Here is a 19,757-nt window from a genome sequence, read left to right on the forward strand (position 1 = left end):
GCACATGACGTACGTCGAAAGCCCCGAACAGCAGGGCTGGATGATCTCCGAGGTGGCCGCCGTGCCCGGCGTGAGACATGTGATCGTCTTCAGCTCGGACGGACTGCTGCTCGCCAGCTCCGGTGACATCGACCGCGACACCGCCGACCGGCTGTCGGCGAACTGCTCGGGACTCCAGTCGCTGGGCCGCAGCCTGGGCCGGGAGTTCGGCGACGAGGACGGCACCGTCAACCAGCAGATGGTCGATTTCAAGGGCGGCTTCCTCTTCATGCGCAGCGCGGGCGGCGCCCATCTCGCGGCCGTCACCGGACCGGTGGTGGACCCCAAGCTGGTGGCCCAGCAGATGCAGGCCCAGATCATCAAGATCGGTGCCATGAATCTGAGCAGCCCGCCCCGGCGGAAGCCCTGATCGCGGATGCGCGAAGACGGCGGATACCGCGACCGGGCGCTGCGGCCCTATGTGATCACCGGGGGGAAGTCCCGTCCGAGCCGCAACACCATAGGAGTCGAGACGCTCCTGGTGCGGGTGGAGACGGCCGGCCCGCTGCCGGTGACGGCCACCCGGGAGACCCGGGCCCTGGTGCGGATGTGTGGGCGGCTGCTGTCCCTCGCGGAGGCCGCCGCCCATCTCCAGCTGCCGCTCAGCCTGGTGAAGGTGCTGGCCTCCGAACTGGTGGACGGCGGCTATCTCATCGCGCGCTCGGGAATCCCCCAGGCCGCCCGGCCCGACATGGAATTGCTACAGGAGGTTTTGGATGGTCTCCGCAGACTCCGCTGAGTCCGCGCCCGCAGGCGACCGTTATCTGCCGGACTCGGTACGGCAGGCGGTGAAGGTCCTGGTGGTGGGCGCCTTCGGAGTCGGAAAGACGACGCTGGTCGGTTCGGTCAGCGAGATCGAACCGCTGCGTACCGAGGAGGCGCTGACCCAGGCGAGCGTCGGAGTCGACGAACTGGCCGGGCTGCACAGCAAGACGACCACCACGGTCGCCATGGACTTCGGCCGGCTCACGCTCAACTCGCACTTGGTGATGTATGTGTTCGGCACCCCCGGACAGCAGCGGTTCTGGGAGCTGTGGGAGGGGCTGGCCGAGGGCGCGCTCGGCGCGCTGGCCGTCGTCGACACCCGGCGGCTCGCCGACAGCTTCGAAGTGCTCGCCCAGCTGGAGCTGCGGGGAATGCCGTTCGCGGTGGCGGTCAACCAGTTCCCGGACAGCGAGGTGTACGGGAGCGAGGAGCTGCGCGGCGCGCTCGATCTGACGGAGGACACCCCCGTCATCAACTTCGATGCCCGGGACCGGGATTCGGCCATGGACGCGCTCATCACCCTCGTGGAGTACATATCCCGGCCCGCGAACTCCCAGCGGGCCACTGTCTGATGACCCTCACCCCGCCACCCGGCTGTCCGGCGCACCTGCCCGCGACCGGCCCCGGGCCCGGCCACGCGTCCGCGGGTGACCGCTTCCCGCTGCCGGACGCCATCACCGCTCCCGACCACCACGCCGTGTACCGGCGGCTGCGCGAGAGGTACGGTCCGGTGGCCCCGGTGGAGCTGGAGCCCGGCGTACCGGGCTGGCTGGTGCTGGGCTATCCGGAGGTGCGCACGGTCCTGCGGCAGGAGCAGCTGTTCTCCGGGGACAGCCGTAACTGGCGTGACCTGAACGACGGTCTGGTCCCGCCGGACTCCGGGCTCGTCACGATGTTGGGCCGGCGCGGGGGTGTGATCGGCTTCGACGGGCCCGAGCACCGCCGGCTGCGCGAGCCGCTGGACCACGGCATGAGCCGGATCGACCAGCGCCGGCTGCGGCGTTCGGTGGAGGAGCTGTGCGCCGGGCTGATCGAGGAGTTCGTGGCCCGGGGCAGCGCCGAGCTGATCTCGGAGTACGCCGTCGCCGTTCCGATGCTCTCCATCGCCGCGCTCTTCGGGTTCGACGCGGAGCGGGGCCGGGAGCTGCAACAGGCGGGGATGGCGATGTTCGACTCGAACGCCGATGCCCGGGCCGCCCATCTGCGGTTCCAGGAGATCGTCCGGCAGGCCGTACGGCACCGGTGGCGGCGCCCCACCGACGATCTGACCAGCGCGTTCATCAACCACCCGAATCTGCGCAGCGAGAGCGAGATCATCCACTCGGTGATGGTGACGATCTTCGCCGGCAACGGGGCCACCACCAGCTGGATCGGCTCGGCGCTGCGGCTGATGCTCACCGACTCCCGGTTCGCCGCCCGGATGCACGGCGGGCGGCTCGGCGTGGACGACGCGCTGGATGAGGTGCTGTGGCTGGAGCCGCCGATGTTCCATCTGCCGGCGCGGTACGCGCTGCGCGACACGGAGCTGGGCGGGCGGCTGGTCCGGCGTGGCGATGTGCTGGTCCTGGGGCTGGCCGCCGCCAACGCCGATCCGGCGATACGTGGCGGTGACGGCGATGTGATGGAGACCGGCAACCGGGCTCATCTGTCCTTCTCCACCGGCCCGCACGCCTGCCCGGGGCAGGTGCCGGCCCGGCTGATCACCCGGACCGCGGTGGCCACCGCGCTGAATCTGCTGCCGGCCGTCCGGCTGACGGTGGCGCCGGGGGAGACCGGCTGGCGTCCCTCCCCGTGGATGCGCACCCCCGCGGCCCTCCCGGTGGAGTTCACCGCCACCGCCGCGCCTCTTCACCTCGGCGGCGGGTAACGGCTGGGGCCGGTGCGATGGATGGCGCCGGTCGGGCCCCGGGGGAGTGCGGCGAGGTTCCCCCAGGCCCTTGGGGGCCCGGGAGATGCCCCCGGCCGCAGGCGTGGCGGGCCGGGCGGGATCGGTCCGACGGGTCCTATGCGGCGTCGGTCAGTTGGGCGACTCTGGTGACGATGGCGTCGGCGATGGTGTCGCCGGGCCAGGGGAAGACGCGGGTGGCGGCCTGCTGGTGGGCGAGGCCGTGCAGGGAGACCCACAGGGTGACGGCGTCCAGCTGCGGATCGGCGGCCGATGACTGTCCGGCGGTGACGCAGTCGGCCAGGGTTTCGACGAGGACGTGCAGGGCCGTGTCGCCGAGGCTGGTCAGCTCCTGTTCGGTGAGGGAGTTGTCGCCCAGGGTCGGCATCCACAGGCCGCCGAACATGGTGCGGTAGCGCGCGGGGTGCTCGCGGGCGTAGCCGAGGTAGGCGCGGCTGAGGGCGAACAGCCGGTCGCGCGGCACCTCGCCGGCGGCTGCCACGGCGGCGCGCAGATGTGTTTCGAGTGCGGCGAACTCACGCTGGACGACGGCCAGCATGATGGCGGGCTGGTCGGGGAAGTGCGGGTAGATCGACGGGGCGGCGATGCCGACCTCGCGGGCGACGGAGCGCAGGGTGATCGACCGCTCGTCGCCGGTCTTGTCCAGCAGGGCGGCGGCGGCGTCCACGATGTCTTCCCGCAGTCGGCTGCCTTCGCCGCGCCGGTTGCGTACCCGGGTCGCGCGTTCCGGCTTCGGCTGCGGTGCGTCCGGAGTTGTCCCGTTCATCCGCGTAACCTTACGTGCAAAACCTTATGGTCGCAATTCCCTCCCCGCGATCGCTTAACGTCCGTAGCCTTACATGCATAACGTCAGGGCCGGTGCCGTACCCCTCGCCTTCGGGCGCCCACCGGCTCGCCGTCGGGCCATGAGATTACGAGCGTAAGTTTATGAGCGTATCCCCTTGCCTCTCTTGACCTAACGCGTATAGCCTTACGGCCGTAAGTACACGGCAGGAAGCCCAAGGAGTCACGCCATGAGCAGCACCCCCGCCACCCCCGCCATCACCACCACCGAGATCGTTCTGCCGGGGAAGGTCGAGCCCGAGGGCCTGGAGCCGCGGAGCCGCGACCTGCCGGCCCCGGGCGCGGGACAGGTCGTCCTGCGCATGGAGGCGACCGGGGTCTGCTTCGCCGAGCAGCAGATGCGCCGCGGCAAGTACTACGACCAGCCGCCGTTCCCCTTCGTCCCCGGCTACGACCTGGTCGGCACCGTCGTCGCCACCGGCCGGCAGGTCGACGCCGCCCTCACCGGGCGCCGGTTCGCCGCCATCACCAAGATCGGCGCCTGGGCCAGCCACCTGCTGGTCGACGCCGCCGACCTGATGCCCGTCCCCGACGAGATCGACCCGGCCGCCGCCGAGACGGTGATCGTCAACGGCGTCACCGCCTGGCAACTGCTGCACCGCACCGCCAAGGTCCGCACCGGCCAGACCATCGTGGTGCTGGGCGCCAACGGCGGCGTCGGCTCCACCCTCGTCCAGCTCGCCCGGCACGCCGGCATCACCGTGATCGGCAGCGCCTCACCCCGCCACCACGACACCGTGCGCGAACTCGGCGCCACCCCGGTCGACTACCGCGACCCGGACATGTACGCCCGCATCCGCGAACTCGCCCCCGACGGTGTGGACGCCGTCTTCGACCACGTCGGCGGCCCAGGCATCGAGAGCTCCTGGCAGCTCCTGCGGCGCGGCGGCACCCTCGTCTCCTACGGCACCGCCGCCACCAAGGACGAGGAGGGCAACTCGCAGCTGCCCGTTCTCAAGCTCTTCGCCCGCCTCAGCGCCTGGAACTCCCTGCCCAACGGCAAGAGCGCCCACTTCTACAACCTGTGGGCCGGCAAGCGCCGCTGCCGGGCCTCCTGGCAGCGCCGCATGACCGACGACCTGACCCAGGTCCTGCGCCTGGTCGCCGAGGGCCGCCTCGTTCCGCAGATCGCCGCGCGGTTCGCCCTGGCCGACACCGTCGCCGCCGTCAAGCTCGCCGAGTCCCGCACCGTGGCCGGCAAGGTCGTCATCCTCCCCCAGGTGTGACGGCCGCCTACCCGGCAACTCCCGCCCGCGCACCACCATCACACGCCCCGTCACCCACCCCCGGAGGTATTTCCCATGTCCCTCGCCACCGCAGCCACCGCGGCCACCGCCGCCCCGGTCTCCGCCCACCCCACGGCCCCGGCCGGCCCCTCGACCGGCGATGTCGACAACCTCGCCACGTACCTCAGCTTCGGACTCGCCTACGTGCTCGGCCACGGCTCCGCCGCCCTCTCCCGGGGCGACACCCCCCTGCTCGAACTGCCCGGCTGGCTGCCCATGGCGCTCCTGGGCACCGGGCTCGCCGTGGGCACCACGGTGGCCACCCGCGCCGCCCTGCGCGCCCAGCGCGCCACCACCGACCCCGGCACCGTCCGCACCGGTCAACTCCTCGGCGCCGCCTGGGTCACCGCCTTCGCCGCGCTCTTCCTCGCCATCACCGGACTGGCCGCCACCATCGACAACCCCGACATCCAGACCCTGCTGTGGCCCACCGGCTCCGGCTTCGTCGTCGGACTGCTCTACGTCGCCGAGGGCGCCGCACGCCGCAACCGGCTCCACTACAGCCTCGGTACCTGGCTCGCCCTGACCTCAACCGGCGCCCTCCTCCTCGGCGATCCCGCCTTCTACTGGGTCCTCACCCTCGCCGGCGGCGGCGCCTACGCCCTCGCCACGCTGCTCGAACGCCGCCGGCTCACCACCGTCGCGCACTGAACCGAACGGGCAACCCGCCGCGGCGGGCCGGCCGCCTCCTTCGGCGACCGGCCCGCCGCGGCCGACACGCACCCCGACCACCGGCCGCACCCGCGGAGGACGACACCATGAAGGCACCGGGATCAGTGGGACCGCTCCGCCCCCGCCCGCGCAACCCCCGGGGCGAGGGCGGCCGGCTGCGTACCGAGATCGTGGACGCGGCGGCCGGACTCCTCGACGAGACCGGCGACCAGCACGCCGTCACCCTGCGATCGGTGGCCCGCCGGGTCGGGATCGCCACCCCCTCCATCTACCCGCACTTCCCGGACCAGCCGGCCATCATGCTGGCCGTCGCACAACGGGAGTTCACCGCGCTGGAGCGGATACTGGGCGCGGCGGTGGAACAGGCGGGCGACAGCCCCCGGCGACGGCTGCTGGCCATCTGCGACACCTACCTGTCCTTCGCCGCGCGCCACCCCCAGCGCTATCGCACGATGTTCGGCGGCCTGTGGACACCGACCCCCGGCGACAGCTCGGTGACCGAGACGGACCTGGCGCTGCTCGGCGCGTCCGCCATGCTGCTGCTCGTCGAAGCGCTCTCCGACTGTGTCGCCGCGGGCGTGGCCACCAGCACCGATGTGCCCGCCGACGCCACGGCGCTGTGGGTGGCCCTGCACGGACTGGCCCACCAGCGGATCGTCTCCCCGGCCCTCCCCTGGCCCCCGGACATCGCCGAGCGCGTCGTCATCCCGCTCGCGCGGGTCACCTTCCGGCGGGCGGGGTGAACACGGGCTGAGAGCAAGGTGAACACGGAGCGTCCCGTAACCCAGTTGGCCGGGCGGTGCCGATTCGTTCACCCCCTGTTGGGTATCAGTTGGCCCCTTCCTGGGGCGCGCTGCCTAGGTTCCCTCATGTGCCAGATCCTTCCCCCCACGACCCGCCCCGCGTCGCCGTCCTCGCGGACTCCGACACCCGGTGGAAATGGGGCGCCCACACCGCCCGCCGGCTGGTCCCCGGCGCGGCCCCGCAGGGCTTCCTGCTGCGCGGCCGGGCCACCCCCACCGCCCGGCAGCTGGCGGAGAGCGGCGCGGACGCGGGCGAGGCACCCCGCGAGATCACGGCCGCCGACTTCCTGACCGAACTGGGCCGTGGCACCCACCAGGTGCTGATCCTGGCCTGCGTGGGCGGCACCGTCCAGGCGCTGCTGCACGCCCTCGCCGACATGTGGAAGGGCGACCGGCGCCGCCCGGTGGTCGTCACCGGCTACGTCGGCGTGGTGTACGAGAAGCTCACCGACGGTCTGCTGCTGCGGCACGGCGCCGATGTGGTGCTGGCCAACAGCCCGTACGACGTGCGGCGGTTCCGGGCGGTGTACGAGGGGGTACGGGCGGATGCCTCCGCCGTCACCGGGTGCGCGCTGCCGTTCCTGGCCGGCGAGCGCTACCGGCCGGACCCGGAGGGCCGCCCGTACCGGGTGGTGTTCGCCGTCCAGCCGTCCGTTCCCGGCAGCCGCGCCGACCGCTCCTACCTGCTGGAACGGGCCATGGCACACGCCCGCCGGCACCCGGACCGCGAGGTGGTCGTCAAGCTGCGCAGCAAGCCGGGGGAGCAGACCACACACGTGGAGGAACTGCCCTACCAGCGGCTGGCCGAACGCGCCCGCGACCGGCGGCCCGGCAACTTCTCGCTGGCCTACGGCAACATGGGCGAGGTTCTGGACACCACCGATCTGCTGGTGACCGTCTCCTCCACCGCCGCCCTGGAGTCCCTGCACCGGGGCATCCCCACCGCGATCCTCACCGATCTCGGCATCCGTGAGCCGCTGGGCAACCACTACTTCACCGGCTCCGGCTGCTTCGCCTCCTGGGACGAACTGGACGCCGGGCACCGGCCCGAGCCGGACCAGGACTGGCTGGCCGACCAGGGCCTGACCGCCGACCCGGACGCCGCGTACGGGCCGGCCCGCGAGCGGCTCGCCGCCCTGCTGGACGCGGACCGCCCGCCGCTCACCCCGTACTACACGCGGCGCACCGCCCCCGGCTATCTGCCGGGCATCCTCGCCCGCCACGAGGTGGCGGCCCCCGCCTCCACCAACCGCCTGCTGCGCCAGGCCGCCCGCGCCACCTACCGCACGGCGGCCCAGCGGATCGCGCCGGTCATCCGGCGCTGGGGCCAGCTGTGAGCGACGCCCGCCCGGTGGGCGCGCGGGCGCACGAGAACAGAGCCGTGACCGACACCTACGAAAGCGACGCCATGCCCCAAGTCCTGGCCGTCATACCCGCGCGCGGCGGCTCCAAGGGGGTGCCGGGGAAGAACCTCGCGCCCATCGCCGACGCCCCGCTGGTGGTCCGCGCCGTACGCGCCGCCCGTGCCGCGCGGCTGATCGGACAGGTCGTCGTCTCCACCGACGACCCGGGCATCGCCGCCCTCGCCCGCGCCGCCGGCGCCGGCATCGTGGAGCGCCCCGCGCGGATATCCGGCGACACCGCCACCAGCGAGGCCGCCGTCCTGCACGCCATGGACACCGTCGAACAGCGCGACGGCACCCCCCTGGACGTGGTCCTCCTCGTCCAGTGCACCAGCCCCTTCATCACCCCCGACGACCTCGACGGCGTCGCCGGCGCGGTGCTCGGCGGCGCCGACTCCGCCTTCACCGCCGCCCCCTTCCACGGCTTCGTGTGGCGCGAGAGCGACCAGGGCGGGCACGGCGTCAACCACGACAAGGCGTACCGGCCGCGCCGCCAGGACCGCCCGCAGGACTGGCTGGAGACCGGCGCCGCCTACGCCATGCGCGCCCCCGGCTTCCGCGCCGAACGGCACCGCTTCTTCGGCCGCACCGCGCTGGTGCCCGCCGACCCGGCCCGGGTCCTGGAGATCGACGACCCGCACGACCTCGACCGGGCCCGCGCGCTGGCCCCGCTGCTGGACGGCACCGCCGGCCGGCTGCCCACCCGCGACGACATCGACGCGGTGGTCATCGACTTCGACGGCACCCAGACCGATGACCGGGTGCTGATCGACTCCGAAGGACGGGAGCTGGTCGCCGTGCACCGCGGCGACGGCCTCGGCATCGCCGCCCTGCGCCGCGCCGGGCTGCCGCTGCTGATCCTGTCCACGGAACAGAACCCGGTCGTCGCCGCCCGGGCGCGCAAGCTGCGCATCCCGGTGCTGCACGGCATCGACCGCAAGGACCTCGCACTCAAGCAGTGGTGCGAGGAGCACGGCATCAACCCCGAACGCGTGCTCTACGCGGGCAACGACGTCAATGATCTGCCCTGCTTCGGCCTCGTCGGCTGGCCGGTGGCCGTGGCCGGCGCCCATGACGTCGTCACCGCCGCCGCCCGCGCCGTCACCACCACACCCGGTGGCTACGGCGCGATCCGCGAGATCGCCTCGTGGATCCTTGGAAAGGAACTGACCGCATGACCTCCAGCAACCGCCTCCGTCAGCTCGGCGACCGCGTCGTGGGCCCCGGCCGCCCCGTGTACGTCACCGGCGAGATCGGCATCAACCACAACGGCGACCTGGACAACGCCTTCGCCCTGATCGACGCCGCCGTCGAAGCCGGCTGCGACGCCGTGAAGTTCCAGAAGCGCACCCCGGAGATCTGCACCCCGCGCGACCAGTGGGACATCGAGCGCGACACCCCCTGGGGCCGGATGACCTACATCGACTACCGGCACCGGGTCGAGTTCGACGCCGACGACTACGCCGCCATCGACGCGTACTGCAAGAAGCACGGCATCCACTGGTTCGCCTCCCCGTGGGACACCGAGGCCGTCGACTTCCTGGAGAAGTTCGACGTGCCGGCCCACAAGGTGGCCTCCGCCTCCCTCACGGACGACGAGCTGCTGCGCGCGCTGCGCGCCACCGGCAAGACCGTCATCCTGTCCACCGGCATGTCCACCCCGGCGCAGATCCGGCACGCGGTGGAGGTCCTGGGCTCGCAGAACATCCTGCTGTGCCACGCCACCAGCACCTACCCGGCCAAGGCCGACGAGCTGAACCTGCGGGTCATCAACACCCTCCAGGCCGAGTACCCCAACGTCCCGATCGGCTACTCCGGCCACGAGACCGGCCTCCAGACCACGCTGGCCGCCGTCGCGCTCGGCGCCGTCTTCGTCGAGCGGCACATCACCCTGGACCGCGCCATGTGGGGCTCGGACCAGGCCGCCTCCGTCGAGCCGCAGGGCCTGACCCGCATGGTGCGCGACATCCGCACCATCGAGGAGTCCCTGGGCGACGGCGTCAAGAAGGTGTACGACAGCGAGCTGGCCCCGATGAAGAAGCTGCGCCGGGTGGCCGGTGTGGTGGCCGAGTCCGGCGAGCGCGAGCCCGCGAACGCCTGACCGGCCGCGACACCTCAACCGAAGGGTGAGACGAAGATGACGACCGACGAGACGCTGGCGTTCGCCGAGAGCCCGGTCCAGCTGCTGAACATACTGGAGTGGGCGCACATCCACCCCGGCGCCCGCACGGTCGTCATCCTCCCCCCGCACGACCCCACCTCCCGGGGCCAGCTGCGCCGGATGGCGCAGCTGGCCCGGGACGAGGGGCACCGGGTGCTGTGGCAGGAGGCGCGCGGCGGGGCGCTCAAGCCCTCCCGCGCGCTGGCGGCGCTCGCCGGGCCGCTGCGCCGGGCGAAGCTGCTGCTGATCGGCGACCCGTTCTCCCGCTATCTCCAGCTGCTGCTGTCGATGGCCAAACGCTGCGACGTGGTCGTGGTGGACGACGGCACCGCCACCATGGAGTTCACCGCCCAGCTGGCGCGCGGCGAGCGGCTGGTGCGCTGGCACCGCGCCGCACCCTCCGGCGCGCGCGCCGCCCTGTTCGCGCCGGTGGCGAAGCGCGCGGTACGGCGGCTCACCCCGGCCACCGGCGTGGGGGTGGAGGTCTTCACCGCGATGCCGGTGGACCCTCCGGAGGGCGTGGCCGTCACCGCCAACACCCTGGCCTGGACCCGCGAGCGGTTCGGCCCGCCCCGGGTCGCCGAGGGCGCCGACCTGGTCGGCACCTCGCTGGTGGAGACCGGGGTACTGCACGAGGACCGCTATCTGGCGGCCGTGGCCGAACTGGCCGAACGGCACGCGGTGGCCCGCTACTACGCGCACCGCAAGGAGAGCGCCGAGAAGCTGCGCCGGGTGGAGCGCGAGGCCGGTCTGGAGATCGTACGGCCCGACCTGCCGCTGGAACTGGTGGCCCGGCGCGGACCGGTCGGCGCCAAGATCCTCAGCTTCCCCTCCACGGTGGTCCACACCCTGCCCCTGGTGCTGTCGGACACCGCCGCCGAGATCGTGGTGTGCGACGTGTCGCCGGGCTGGTTCACCGACCGGGTCACGGAGCGCGCCAGCGGCTTCCTGTCCGCCGTCACCAGCACCGCGCGCGGCACCCACGGGCTGAGCTTTCTCCCCGCCCCTCAGTGAGGGGCGCCCCGAAGAGCCCGAGAGTTCGCCCTAGCCAACGGGGTGTCCGGCGACCCGACACCCTCCCCGGCCGCGGGTACCGGCGCGCTGCGGCTTGCGGGGTACGGGCCGTACCGACACCCCCTACGGCTGCCCGTCCGCCGGCAGCGCCGCGGCGGCGATCACCTCGTCCAGCAGCGAGCGGGACCGCTGAAGGTCCTCGATCAGGCCGTCGATGCGGGCCCGTTCCCAGGTCAGCTCGGTCATGAGGGAGCCATCCGCGACGGCGGACGGCCGGCCGTCGCTGTCGCGCATGCAGGGCAGCAGCCTGGCGATCTTCTCGCTGCACAGACCCGCCGCGTACAGCGTCTGGATCCGCGCCACGCGCGCCACCGCGCCCTCGGCGTACTCCCGGTGCCCGCCGGGGGTACGCCCGGCGGTCAGCAGGCCCTGCTGCTCGTAGTAGCGCAGCGAGCGTTCGCTCACTCCCGTACGGCGGGCCAGTTCTCCGATGCGCATGACGCGGGTCACACCTTCCGGACTTGAACCTGACATGGGTGGCACGTTTTACGGTACCGGCATGATCGCTGACCCGGACACCACCCCCGCATCGACCGACCTGTTCGCCCCCGCCAGGATCGGGCCGCACCAGCTGGCCAACCGCCTCGTCATGGCGCCGCTGACCCGCAACCGCGCCGCACCCGACGGCACCCCCACCGCGCTGATGGCCGCGTACTACGCCCAGCGCGCCTCCGCCGGAATGATCATCGCCGAGGCGTCCACCCCCAGCCCCGTCGGCCGGACCTACCCGAACATCACCGCCCTGCACACCGACCGGCACACCGAGGGCTGGCGCGGCGTCACCGAGGCCGTCGCGGCGGCCGGCGGCGGACCGATGTTCCTCCAGATCCAGCACGGCGGCCGGGTCGGCCACCCCGACACCTCCGGCCACACCCCGATCGCGCCCTCGCCGGTCCCGCTCCCCGGGACCATCCACACCCCGGCCGGCCGCCGGCCCGCCGTCACCCCGCGCGAGATGACCACCGCCGACATCCGCCGCACCGTCCGCGAGTTCGCCGCCACCGCCCGCCGCGCCCGGCACGCCGGATTCGCCGGGGTCGAGGTGCACAGCGCCAACGGCTACCTGCTGCACCAATTCCTCGCCACCGGCACCAACCGGCGCACCGACCGCTACGGCGGAACGATCGAGGCCCGGATCCGCTTCACCACCGAGGTGGTCGCCGCCGTCGCCGAGGCCATCGGCCCCGAGCGCACCGGGCTGCGCCTCTCGCCGCTGCACGCCGTCAACGGCATCGAGGAGACCGAGGAGGACGCGGCCCTGCTCTACCCGGCCCTGCTGGAGGCCACCGCGGGCCAGGGCCTGGCGTACCTCCACCTCGCCTACGCCGATCCCGGGCGCCCGCTCTTCGGCCGGCTGCGCGCGCTGTGGCCCGGCACCCTCATCGCCAACCCGGTGCTGCCCCCCGACCGGATCCCGGCGGACGGCGGCCGGTCGGCCGCCGAGGAACTGCTGGCCGCCGGCGCCGACCTCATCGCGCTCGGCCGTCCCTTCCTCGCCAACCCCGACCTCGTCGAGCGGCTGCGGGTCCGGGCGCCGGTCAATCCCGTGCGCGACCGGTACGCGATGTACGTCGGCGGCGCCACCGGCTACACCGATTACCCCACGCTCCGCCCGGCACCGGCGGCCAGTCAGGATCAGAAGAAATAAAAAACAGTCATACCCAGTCAGTTGCGACCGTACGCGTTCCCGGCATGTGAAATCTGCGTGAGCGGCGCCGGTTGAGCGGTGAAACAGAGATAGTGTCGGGGGCGTGAGTCAACAGCTGTCACCGGAGTCCGCCGGTGTGCTGAGCGATGCCCTGCGGCGCGAGCTGATCGCCGTCCGCCGGGATCTCCACATGCACCCCGAGCTGGGCCACCAGGAGGTCCGTACCACCGCCGTCATCAAGGAGCGCCTGGAGCGCGCGGGGCTCGCACCCCGCGTACTCGACAGCGGCACCGGCCTGGTATGCGACATTCTCCCCTCCGGTGGCGCCGGGCGCCGGCCGATGCTGGCGCTGCGCGCCGACCTCGACGCGCTGCCGATCCCCGACACCAAGACCGTGCCGTACCGCTCCACCGTCCCCGGCCGCGCGCACGCCTGCGGCCACGACGTGCACACCACCGTGGTGCTCGGCGCCGGCCTGGTGCTCGCCGAACTGGCGGCGCGCGGCGAGCTGCCGCACCCGGTGCGGCTGATCTTCCAGCCCGCCGAGGAGGTGCTGCCCGGCGGCGCCACCGACGCCATCGCATCCCGCGTGCTGGACGGGGTGGGCCGCATCCTCGCGCTGCACTGCGACCCCAAGGTCGACGCCGGGAAGATCGGGCTGAAGACCGGCCCCATCACCTCCGCCTGCGACCGGCTGGAGATCCGGCTGGCCGGGGACGGCGGCCACACCGCCCGCCCGCACCTGACCACCGATCTGGTGACCGCCGCCGCCCGGGTCATCACCGATGTCCCCGCGCTGCTCGCCCGCCGCGTCGACACCCGCGCCGGGCTCGCCGTCACCTGGGGCAAGCTCACCACCGGGCACGCGCCCAACGTCATCCCGCAGACCGCCGAGATCTCCGGCACCATGCGCTGCCTGGAGCTGTCCGCCTGGCGGGCCGCCAAGGACCTGGTCGAGGAGGCGGTCGGCGAGGTCGCGCGGCTGCACCAGGCCAAGTACGAGATCGACTACATTCGCGGCGTCCCCCCGGTGGTCAACGAGGGGCAGGCCACCTCCCTGCTGGCGGCGGCCATGACCGACCGCTTCGGGGCGGGCGCGGTCGAGCCCACCGAGCAGTCGCTGGGCGGCGAGGACTTCTCCTGGTACCTGGAGCAGGTCCCCGGCGCCATGGCCCGGCTCGGCGTCCGGCCGCCCGGCGACGGCGACCGGCCCGGCGCCCCGCCGCGCGACATCCACCAGGGCGACTTCGACGTGGACGAGTCCGCGATCGGGGTGGGCGTGGAACTGCTCACCACCGCCGCGCTGCTGGACGCCGCCGAGCGCCCCTGAGCGTCGCCGTACGCACCCCCGGTGACCTGGCCGTACCCGGGGCTCCGCAGCCCCGGGTACCGGAGCCGACACACCCAGCAATGTTGCGTACCGGTTGCGTTCACGACGATCTGATAACGGGTCCTTAGCCCGGCTTTACCCCTCATCTACGCGCGTTACGATCCTGGCAACAGCGCCGTAAGAGGCGCTTTCAGATCGAAGGGATCGATCCTCTTGCGCCGCGTATCCAAGCTTGCCGCATCGGTCGCCGTCACGGCGGCCCTCGCGCTGACCGCCACCGCGTGTGGCGAGAGCAGCACCTCCTCCTCCGGATCCGGCGACAAGGGCGACAAGGGCGTGGGCCTCGCCTTCGACGTCGGCGGCCGGGACGACCACTCCTTCAACGAGTCCGCCGCCCGCGGCCTGGACAAGGCCGCGGAAGAGCTGGGCGTCTCCTTCAAGGAGATGACCGCCAAGAACGACGAGACCGACGCCGACCGCGAGCAGCGCCTGACCGCGCTGGCCAACGAGGGCTACAACCCGGTCATCGGTGTCGGCTACCTCTACGGCAACTCCATACAGAAGGTCGCCGCCCAGTTCCCCGACACCACCTTCGGTGTCGTCGACTCGGTCGCCGAGGGCGACAACGTCTACAGCATGATCTTCACCGAGCAGGAGGGCTCCTACCTCGCCGGTGTCGCCGCCGCCCTGAAGACCGAGACCGGCAAGGTCGGCTTCATCGGCGGTGTCAACAACCCGCTGATCAACAAGTTCGAGGCCGGCTTCGTCCAGGGCGTCAACGACACCAACACCGCCGAGGGCACCGACGTCACCATTGACGTCCAGTACCTCTACGAGGACAACGACGCCGGCTTCAACGACGTCGCCAAGGCCCGCGAGACCGCCGACGGCATCCTGGGCCGTGGCGCCGACATCATCTACACCGCCGCCGGCCAGTCCGGCCAGGGCTCCATCGAGACCGTCGCCGGTGTCGAGGGCGCCTGGGCGATCGGCGTCGACTCCGACGGCTACATGCAGCCCGGCCTCGCCGAGTACAAGGAGTCCATCCTCACCTCCGTGGTCAAGGGTGTGGACGTGGCCGTCTTCGACCTCATCAAGTCCGTCCAGGACGGTGAGCCGCTGACCGGCCCGCACGCCTACAACCTCGCCGAGGGCGGCGTCTCGCTCGCCACCTCCGGTGGTTTCATCGATGACATCTCCGAGCAGATCGAGGCGGCCAAGGCCCGTATCGTCTCCGGTGAGGTCACCGTCAAGGAGACCCCGTAACACAGTGACGGCCACCGCGAGGTGGCCGTAACGGGGCCGGTGGGGGAGTCTGTCCCCCCGCCGGCCCCCCGCTCGCTTCACATCCCGCGCGAGGAGAGTGCGCCATCCAAGCCTCCAGCAGCTCCCCCGAGCCCAGCGGCACCACCCCGGCCGTTGAGCTGCGCGGGATCACCAAACGCTTCCCCGGCGTCGTGGCCAACCACGACATCGACATCACCGTGCGCAAGGGCACCGTGCACGCCCTCGTGGGCGAGAACGGCGCCGGCAAGTCCACGCTGATGAAGATCCTCTACGGCATGCAGAAGCCGGACGAGGGCACCATCACCATCGACGGCGAGCAGGTCACCTTCGCCACCCCCGGCGACGCCATCGCGCGCGGCATCGGCATGGTGCACCAGCACTTCATGCTCGCCGACAACCTCACCGTCCTGGAGAACGTCGTCCTGGGCGCCGAGAAGCTGCACGGCATCGGCGCCGCCGCCCGCGCCCGCATCAAGGAGATATCCGACGCCTACGGGCTCGGGGTGCGCCCCGACCTGCTGGTCGAGGAGATCGGTGTCGCCGACCGGCAGCGGGTGGAGATCCTCAAGGTCCTCTACCGGGGCGCCAGGACCCTCATCCTGGACGAGCCCACCGCCGTCCTGGTCCCGCAGGAGGTGGACGCCCTCTTCGGCAACCTCCGCGAGCTGACCACCGAGGGCCTCACCGTCATCTTCATCTCCCACAAGCTGGGCGAGGTGCTGTCGGTCGCCGACGACATCACCGTCATCCGGCGCGGTACGACGGTCGCCGCCGTCGAACCGGCCGCCACCACCCCCAAGCAGCTCGCCGAACTGATGGTCGGCTCCGAACTGCCCACCCCCGAGACCCGCGAGTCCACCGTCACCGACCGCCCCGTGCTCACCGCCGAGGGACTGCGGCTGTCCGGCACCGACTCGGACGGGGTACGGCGCGACGTGCTGGCGGAGATCGCCTTCACCATCCACGCCGGAGAGGTGCTGGGCATCGCCGGCGTCGAGGGCAACGGCCAGGCCGAACTCGTCGAGGCCATCATGGGCATCCGCAAGCCCGACGAGGGCACCATCACCCTGGACGGCACCGAGATCACCGGGCACCCCACCCGGCGCCGCCGCGAGGACGGCATCGGCTACATCCCCGAGGACCGGCACCGGCACGGACTGCTGCTGGAAGCCCCGCTGTGGGAGAACCGGATGCTCGGCCACGTCACCCAGCGCCCCAACAGCAAGGGCCCCTGGCTGACCGCCCGCGACGCCCGGGCCGACACCGAGCGGATCGTGCGCGAGTACGACGTCCGTACCCCCGGCATCGAGGTCACCGCCGGCTCGCTGTCCGGTGGCAACCAGCAGAAGCTGATCTTCGGCCGCGAGATGAGCCACGCGCCGAAGGTGTTGATCGCCGCCCACCCCACCCGGGGTGTGGACGTCGGCGCCCAGTCCCAGATCTGGGACCAGATCCGCGCCGCCCGCCGCGAAGGACTCGCGGTGCTGCTGATCTCCGCCGACCTGGATGAGCTGATCGGCCTGTCCGACAGCCTCCGCGTCATGTACCGGGGCCGGCTGGTCGCCGACGCCGATCCCGCCACCATCACCCCCGAGGAGTTGGGCACCGCCATGACCGGCGCCGCCACCGGCCACCTGACGGGCGACGCCGAGACGGAGACCCCGTCATGAGCGCCGTGACCGCCGTGACCACCCGGATCAAGAACATCGACCGGGAGAAGATCGTCCTGGGCGTCGCCGCCCCCCTGCTGGCGATCGTCACCGCCGTCGTCATCACCTCCGTGGTGATGATGACCACCGGACAGAACCCGTTCCAGGCGTTCTCCGTGATGCTGGACTTCGGCTCCAAGAGCGACAGCCAGGTATGGATCATCAACAAGGCGATCCCGTACTACCTGTCCGCCGTCGCGGTGGCCATCGGCTTCCGGATGAACCTGTTCAACATCGGCGTCGACGGCCAGTACCGGGTCGCCGCCTTCTTCGCCGCCGCGGTCGGCGGCGCGCTGACCCTGCCGGGCATCGTGCAGATCCCCGTCATCCTGCTCACCGCCATGGTGGTCGGCGCGGCGTGGGCGGGCATCGCCGGCTACCTCAAGGCCACCCGGGGCGTCAGCGAAGTGATCACCACGATCATGCTGAACTTCATCGGCGGCTCGTTCATCGCGTACTTCCTCAAAGAGGGCCGGCTCGCCGAGCGCGAGGGCAACCTCGTCCACACCACCAACATCCCCGACTCCAGCCACTTCTTCGAGATCCCCACCAGCGTCCAGCCGATCTACGGCACCATCGTGATCGCCGTGGCCGTCGGCATCGGCTACTGGTTCCTGCTCAGCCGCACCCGCTTCGGCTACGACCTGCGGGCGGTCGGCGCCTCCGAGTCCGCCGCCGAGGCGTCCGGGGTGTCCGTCAAGCGCACCGTCATCACCGCCATGCTGCTGTCCGGCGCGATGGCCGGCCTGGTGGGCATGCCCACCCTGCTGAACGTCTCCGGCAACTACGGCAACGACTTCCCCACCGGCATCGGCTTCACCGGCATCGCCATCGCGCTGCTCGGCCGCAACAGCGCGGTGGGCATGGCCTTCGCCGCGCTGCTGTGGGGCTTCCTGGAGCGCACCGGCAACCAGCTGGAGTTCGAGGGGTACGCCCAGGAGATCGTCGGCGTGATGCAGGGCGTCATCGTGCTGTCCGTCGTCGTCGCCTACGAACTCGTCCGCCGCTGGGGCATCAAGCGCCAGCAGCGGTTCGTCGGCGAACAGCTCGCCGCCCAGGCCAAGGCCCGTAAGACCGTGGACAACGACACGGAGGTGACGGCGTGACCACCACCGTGGCGAACCCCGCCGGAGAACCCAAGAGCGACCAGGGCAAGAGCAAGGGCAAGGGCGCGACCGGCAGCGGCGCGCCGCGCCGCCGGCTCACCTACCCCATGGTGCTGCTGCTGATAGCGGGCGGCCTCATCCTGCTGTCCATCGCCCGGGCCGCGACCGGCGCCGACTCGCTGACCGCCACCAGCCAGTGGTCCAGCGCGCTCAGCTTCGCGGTGCCGATCGGGCTGGCCGGGCTCGGCGGCCTGTGGGCCGAACGGGCCGGCGTGGTCAACATCGGCCTTGAGGGCATGATGATGCTCGGCCTGTTCGCGGCCGGCTGGATCGGCTGGCAGCACGGGCCGTGGGCCGCCGTGCTGGCGGGCATCATCGGCGGCATGCTGGGCGGCCTGGTGCACGCGGTGGCCACCGTCACCTTCGGCGTGGACCACATCGTCTCCGGTGTCGCCATCAACATCCTGGCGCTGGGTGTCGTGCAGTTCCTCGCCAAGCTGTGGTTCGGCGCGGACGGCAGCGCGGCCAAGATGAGCGGCGGCAACGACAAGCAGTCGCCGCAGATGGAACGTCTTGAGCCGTTCTCGGTGCCCGGCATCGCCGACTGGCTCGGCGACATCTCCGACAAGCACTGGTTCCTGGTCTCCGACCTGGCCGGCATCCTGCGCGCGGGCGTCAACAACGTCTCCTGGCTCACCCTGCTGGCCGTGGTGCTGTTCGCCGGCACCTATGTGGTGCTGTGGAAGACGTCCTTCGGGCTGCGGCTGCGCTCCTGCGGCGAGAACCCGCGGGCCACCGAGTCGCTCGGCGTCAACGTGTACGCGTACAAGTACGTCGCCCTGCTCGTCTCCGGCGGCCTGGCCGGCCTCGGCGGCGCCTACCTGGCGGTGCTGATCCGCATGTACCAGGACGGCCAGACCGGCGGGCGCGGCTATCTGGGCCTGGCCACCATGATCTTCGGCAACTGGCGCCCCGGCGGCGTCGCGGCCGGCGCCGGCCTGTTCGGCTTCATGGACGCCCTCCAGACCCGCGACGGCGGCGCCACCGTGCACGCCACGCTGCTGCTGTTCGCCCTCGTCCTGGCGGGCGTCGCGATCTGGCAGCTGTGGCGCGGCAAGCGGCTCACCGCGCTGATCGTGGCGGTGGTCGGAGCGGCGCTGTGGATCTGGTACGCCACCACTGACACGATGCCGCTTGAGCTGGTCAGCGCCAGCCCGTATCTGACGACGCTGCTGGTACTGACGCTGTTCGCCCAGCGGCTGCGAACCCCGAAGGCGGTGGGCAAGCCCTACCGGAGAGGCGAGGGCGGCTAGATGGCGGACGCACCCGAGAAGGCGGTGGCGGTGGCGGTGGACTGGGAGGCGCTGCGCGGCGCGGCCCGCGACGCGATGAGCCGGGCGTACGCCCCGTACTCCCACTACCAGGTGGGCGCCGCCGCGCTGGTGGACGACGGCCGCACCGTGGTCGGCTGCAACGTGGAGAACGCCTCCTACGGCGTGACCCTGTGCGCCGAGTGCGGCCTGATCTCCGCCCTGCACGCCGGCGGCGGCGGCCGGCTCACCCACTTCACCTGCGTCAACGGCACCGGCGCGATCATCACCCCGTGCGGGCGCTGCCGGCAGCTGCTGATGGAACACGGCGGCCCCGAGCTGCTGGTGGACACCCCGGGCGGCGGCATCCGTCCGCTGTCCGATCTGCTCCCCGAGACCTGGAACTTCTGAACAG

20 protein-coding genes are annotated in these 19,757 nt (G+C 72.0%); 18 read left to right on the forward strand and 2 right to left on the reverse strand.

Going from position 1 to position 19,757, the window contains the following annotated elements:
* Positions 1 to 4 precede the first annotated feature (4 nt).
* From AC5WRL_RS09555 to AC5WRL_RS09570, 4 genes are read left to right on the forward strand one after another with little or no spacing between them, the layout of a single operon-like run.
* Positions 5 to 409 carry a roadblock/LC7 domain-containing protein gene (locus tag AC5WRL_RS09555; protein WP_496087934.1) on the forward strand — a complete coding sequence of 135 codons (405 nt, stop codon included), beginning with the start codon at positions 5 to 7 and terminating at the stop codon, positions 407 to 409.
* A 6-nt stretch (positions 410 to 415) separates the two neighbouring features.
* Entirely contained in the window at positions 416 to 778 is a 363-nt protein-coding gene (locus tag AC5WRL_RS09560) for a DUF742 domain-containing protein (protein ID WP_496087935.1), read from the forward strand.
* Positions 756 to 1,376 (forward strand): GTP-binding protein, encoded by a 621-nt coding sequence (locus tag AC5WRL_RS09565; RefSeq protein WP_496087936.1) that lies wholly within the window; start codon positions 756 to 758, stop codon positions 1,374 to 1,376. Before AC5WRL_RS09560 ends, AC5WRL_RS09565 begins: the two co-directional genes overlap by 23 nt.
* Complete coding sequence (locus AC5WRL_RS09570) at positions 1,376 to 2,671, forward strand: cytochrome P450 (RefSeq protein ID WP_496087937.1); 1,296 nt, start codon at positions 1,376 to 1,378, stop codon at positions 2,669 to 2,671. Before AC5WRL_RS09565 ends, AC5WRL_RS09570 begins: the two co-directional genes overlap by 1 nt.
* A gap of 136 nt (positions 2,672 to 2,807) precedes the next feature.
* Here AC5WRL_RS09570 and AC5WRL_RS09575 read toward each other — a convergent pair whose 3' ends face one another.
* Entirely contained in the window at positions 2,808 to 3,476 is a 669-nt protein-coding gene (locus AC5WRL_RS09575; protein WP_496087938.1) for a TetR/AcrR family transcriptional regulator, read from the reverse strand.
* Between the two features lie 247 nt (positions 3,477 to 3,723).
* Here AC5WRL_RS09575 and AC5WRL_RS09580 point away from each other — a divergent pair, with 247 nt between their 5' ends.
* The 7 genes from AC5WRL_RS09580 (at position 3,724) to AC5WRL_RS09610 (ending at position 10,892) form a co-directional block, all read left to right on the forward strand.
* Positions 3,724 to 4,779 (forward strand): medium chain dehydrogenase/reductase family protein, encoded by a 1,056-nt coding sequence (locus AC5WRL_RS09580; RefSeq protein ID WP_496087939.1) that lies wholly within the window; start codon positions 3,724 to 3,726, stop codon positions 4,777 to 4,779.
* Between the two features lie 75 nt (positions 4,780 to 4,854).
* On the forward strand, positions 4,855 to 5,490 hold the full coding sequence (locus AC5WRL_RS09585; protein WP_496087940.1) for an ABC transporter permease: 636 nt from the start codon (positions 4,855 to 4,857) through the stop codon (positions 5,488 to 5,490).
* 125 nt (positions 5,491 to 5,615) lie between these two features.
* Entirely contained in the window at positions 5,616 to 6,254 is a 639-nt protein-coding gene (locus tag AC5WRL_RS09590; protein ID WP_496087941.1) for a TetR/AcrR family transcriptional regulator, read from the forward strand.
* Between the two features lie 128 nt (positions 6,255 to 6,382).
* Complete coding sequence (locus AC5WRL_RS09595; RefSeq protein WP_496087942.1) at positions 6,383 to 7,651, forward strand: DUF6716 putative glycosyltransferase; 1,269 nt, start codon at positions 6,383 to 6,385, stop codon at positions 7,649 to 7,651.
* A 71-nt stretch (positions 7,652 to 7,722) separates the two neighbouring features.
* The gene (locus AC5WRL_RS09600; protein ID WP_496088008.1) at positions 7,723 to 8,895 is read left to right on the forward strand and encodes a cytidylyltransferase domain-containing protein; all 1,173 of its coding nucleotides are present in this window, start codon (positions 7,723 to 7,725) and stop codon (positions 8,893 to 8,895) included.
* On the forward strand, positions 8,892 to 9,818 hold the full coding sequence (locus tag AC5WRL_RS09605) for an N-acetylneuraminate synthase family protein (RefSeq protein ID WP_496087943.1): 927 nt from the start codon (positions 8,892 to 8,894) through the stop codon (positions 9,816 to 9,818). The genes AC5WRL_RS09600 and AC5WRL_RS09605 overlap by 4 nt, the downstream gene beginning before the upstream one ends.
* Positions 9,819 to 9,854: 36 nt before the next feature.
* Complete coding sequence (locus AC5WRL_RS09610; protein ID WP_496087944.1) at positions 9,855 to 10,892, forward strand: hypothetical protein; 1,038 nt, start codon at positions 9,855 to 9,857, stop codon at positions 10,890 to 10,892.
* A 123-nt stretch (positions 10,893 to 11,015) separates the two neighbouring features.
* Here AC5WRL_RS09610 and AC5WRL_RS09615 read toward each other — a convergent pair whose 3' ends face one another.
* The gene (locus tag AC5WRL_RS09615) at positions 11,016 to 11,390 is read right to left on the reverse strand and encodes a MerR family transcriptional regulator (RefSeq protein WP_496087945.1); all 375 of its coding nucleotides are present in this window, start codon (positions 11,388 to 11,390) and stop codon (positions 11,016 to 11,018) included.
* A 61-nt stretch (positions 11,391 to 11,451) separates the two neighbouring features.
* On the opposite strand from AC5WRL_RS09615, the gene AC5WRL_RS09620 reads away from it, so the two are divergent.
* From AC5WRL_RS09620 to AC5WRL_RS09650, 7 genes are all read left to right on the forward strand, one after another.
* Positions 11,452 to 12,600: an alkene reductase gene (locus AC5WRL_RS09620; protein WP_496087946.1), complete on the forward strand. Its 1,149-nt coding sequence runs from the start codon at positions 11,452 to 11,454 to the stop codon at positions 12,598 to 12,600.
* Positions 12,601 to 12,703: 103 nt separating this feature from the next.
* Positions 12,704 to 13,930: an amidohydrolase gene (locus tag AC5WRL_RS09625; RefSeq protein ID WP_496087947.1), complete on the forward strand. Its 1,227-nt coding sequence runs from the start codon at positions 12,704 to 12,706 to the stop codon at positions 13,928 to 13,930.
* 213 nt (positions 13,931 to 14,143) lie between these two features.
* Positions 14,144 to 15,196, forward strand: a complete 1,053-nt coding sequence (locus AC5WRL_RS09630) for a BMP family lipoprotein (protein ID WP_496087948.1) — start codon at positions 14,144 to 14,146, stop codon at positions 15,194 to 15,196.
* A gap of 104 nt (positions 15,197 to 15,300) precedes the next feature.
* Positions 15,301 to 16,887 (forward strand): ABC transporter ATP-binding protein, encoded by a 1,587-nt coding sequence (locus AC5WRL_RS09635; RefSeq protein ID WP_496088009.1) that lies wholly within the window; start codon positions 15,301 to 15,303, stop codon positions 16,885 to 16,887.
* Positions 16,884 to 18,032, forward strand: coding sequence for an ABC transporter permease (locus AC5WRL_RS09640; RefSeq protein ID WP_496087949.1), 1,149 nt, complete (start codon positions 16,884 to 16,886; stop codon positions 18,030 to 18,032). Before AC5WRL_RS09635 ends, AC5WRL_RS09640 begins: the two co-directional genes overlap by 4 nt.
* Entirely contained in the window at positions 18,029 to 19,345 is a 1,317-nt protein-coding gene (locus tag AC5WRL_RS09645; RefSeq protein WP_496087950.1) for an ABC transporter permease, read from the forward strand. The genes AC5WRL_RS09640 and AC5WRL_RS09645 overlap by 4 nt, the downstream gene beginning before the upstream one ends.
* On the forward strand, positions 19,346 to 19,753 hold the full coding sequence (locus AC5WRL_RS09650) for a cytidine deaminase (protein ID WP_496087951.1): 408 nt from the start codon (positions 19,346 to 19,348) through the stop codon (positions 19,751 to 19,753).
* Positions 19,754 to 19,757: the final 4 nt, after the last annotated feature.

Source organism: Streptomyces sp. NTD107, assembly GCF_059510435.1.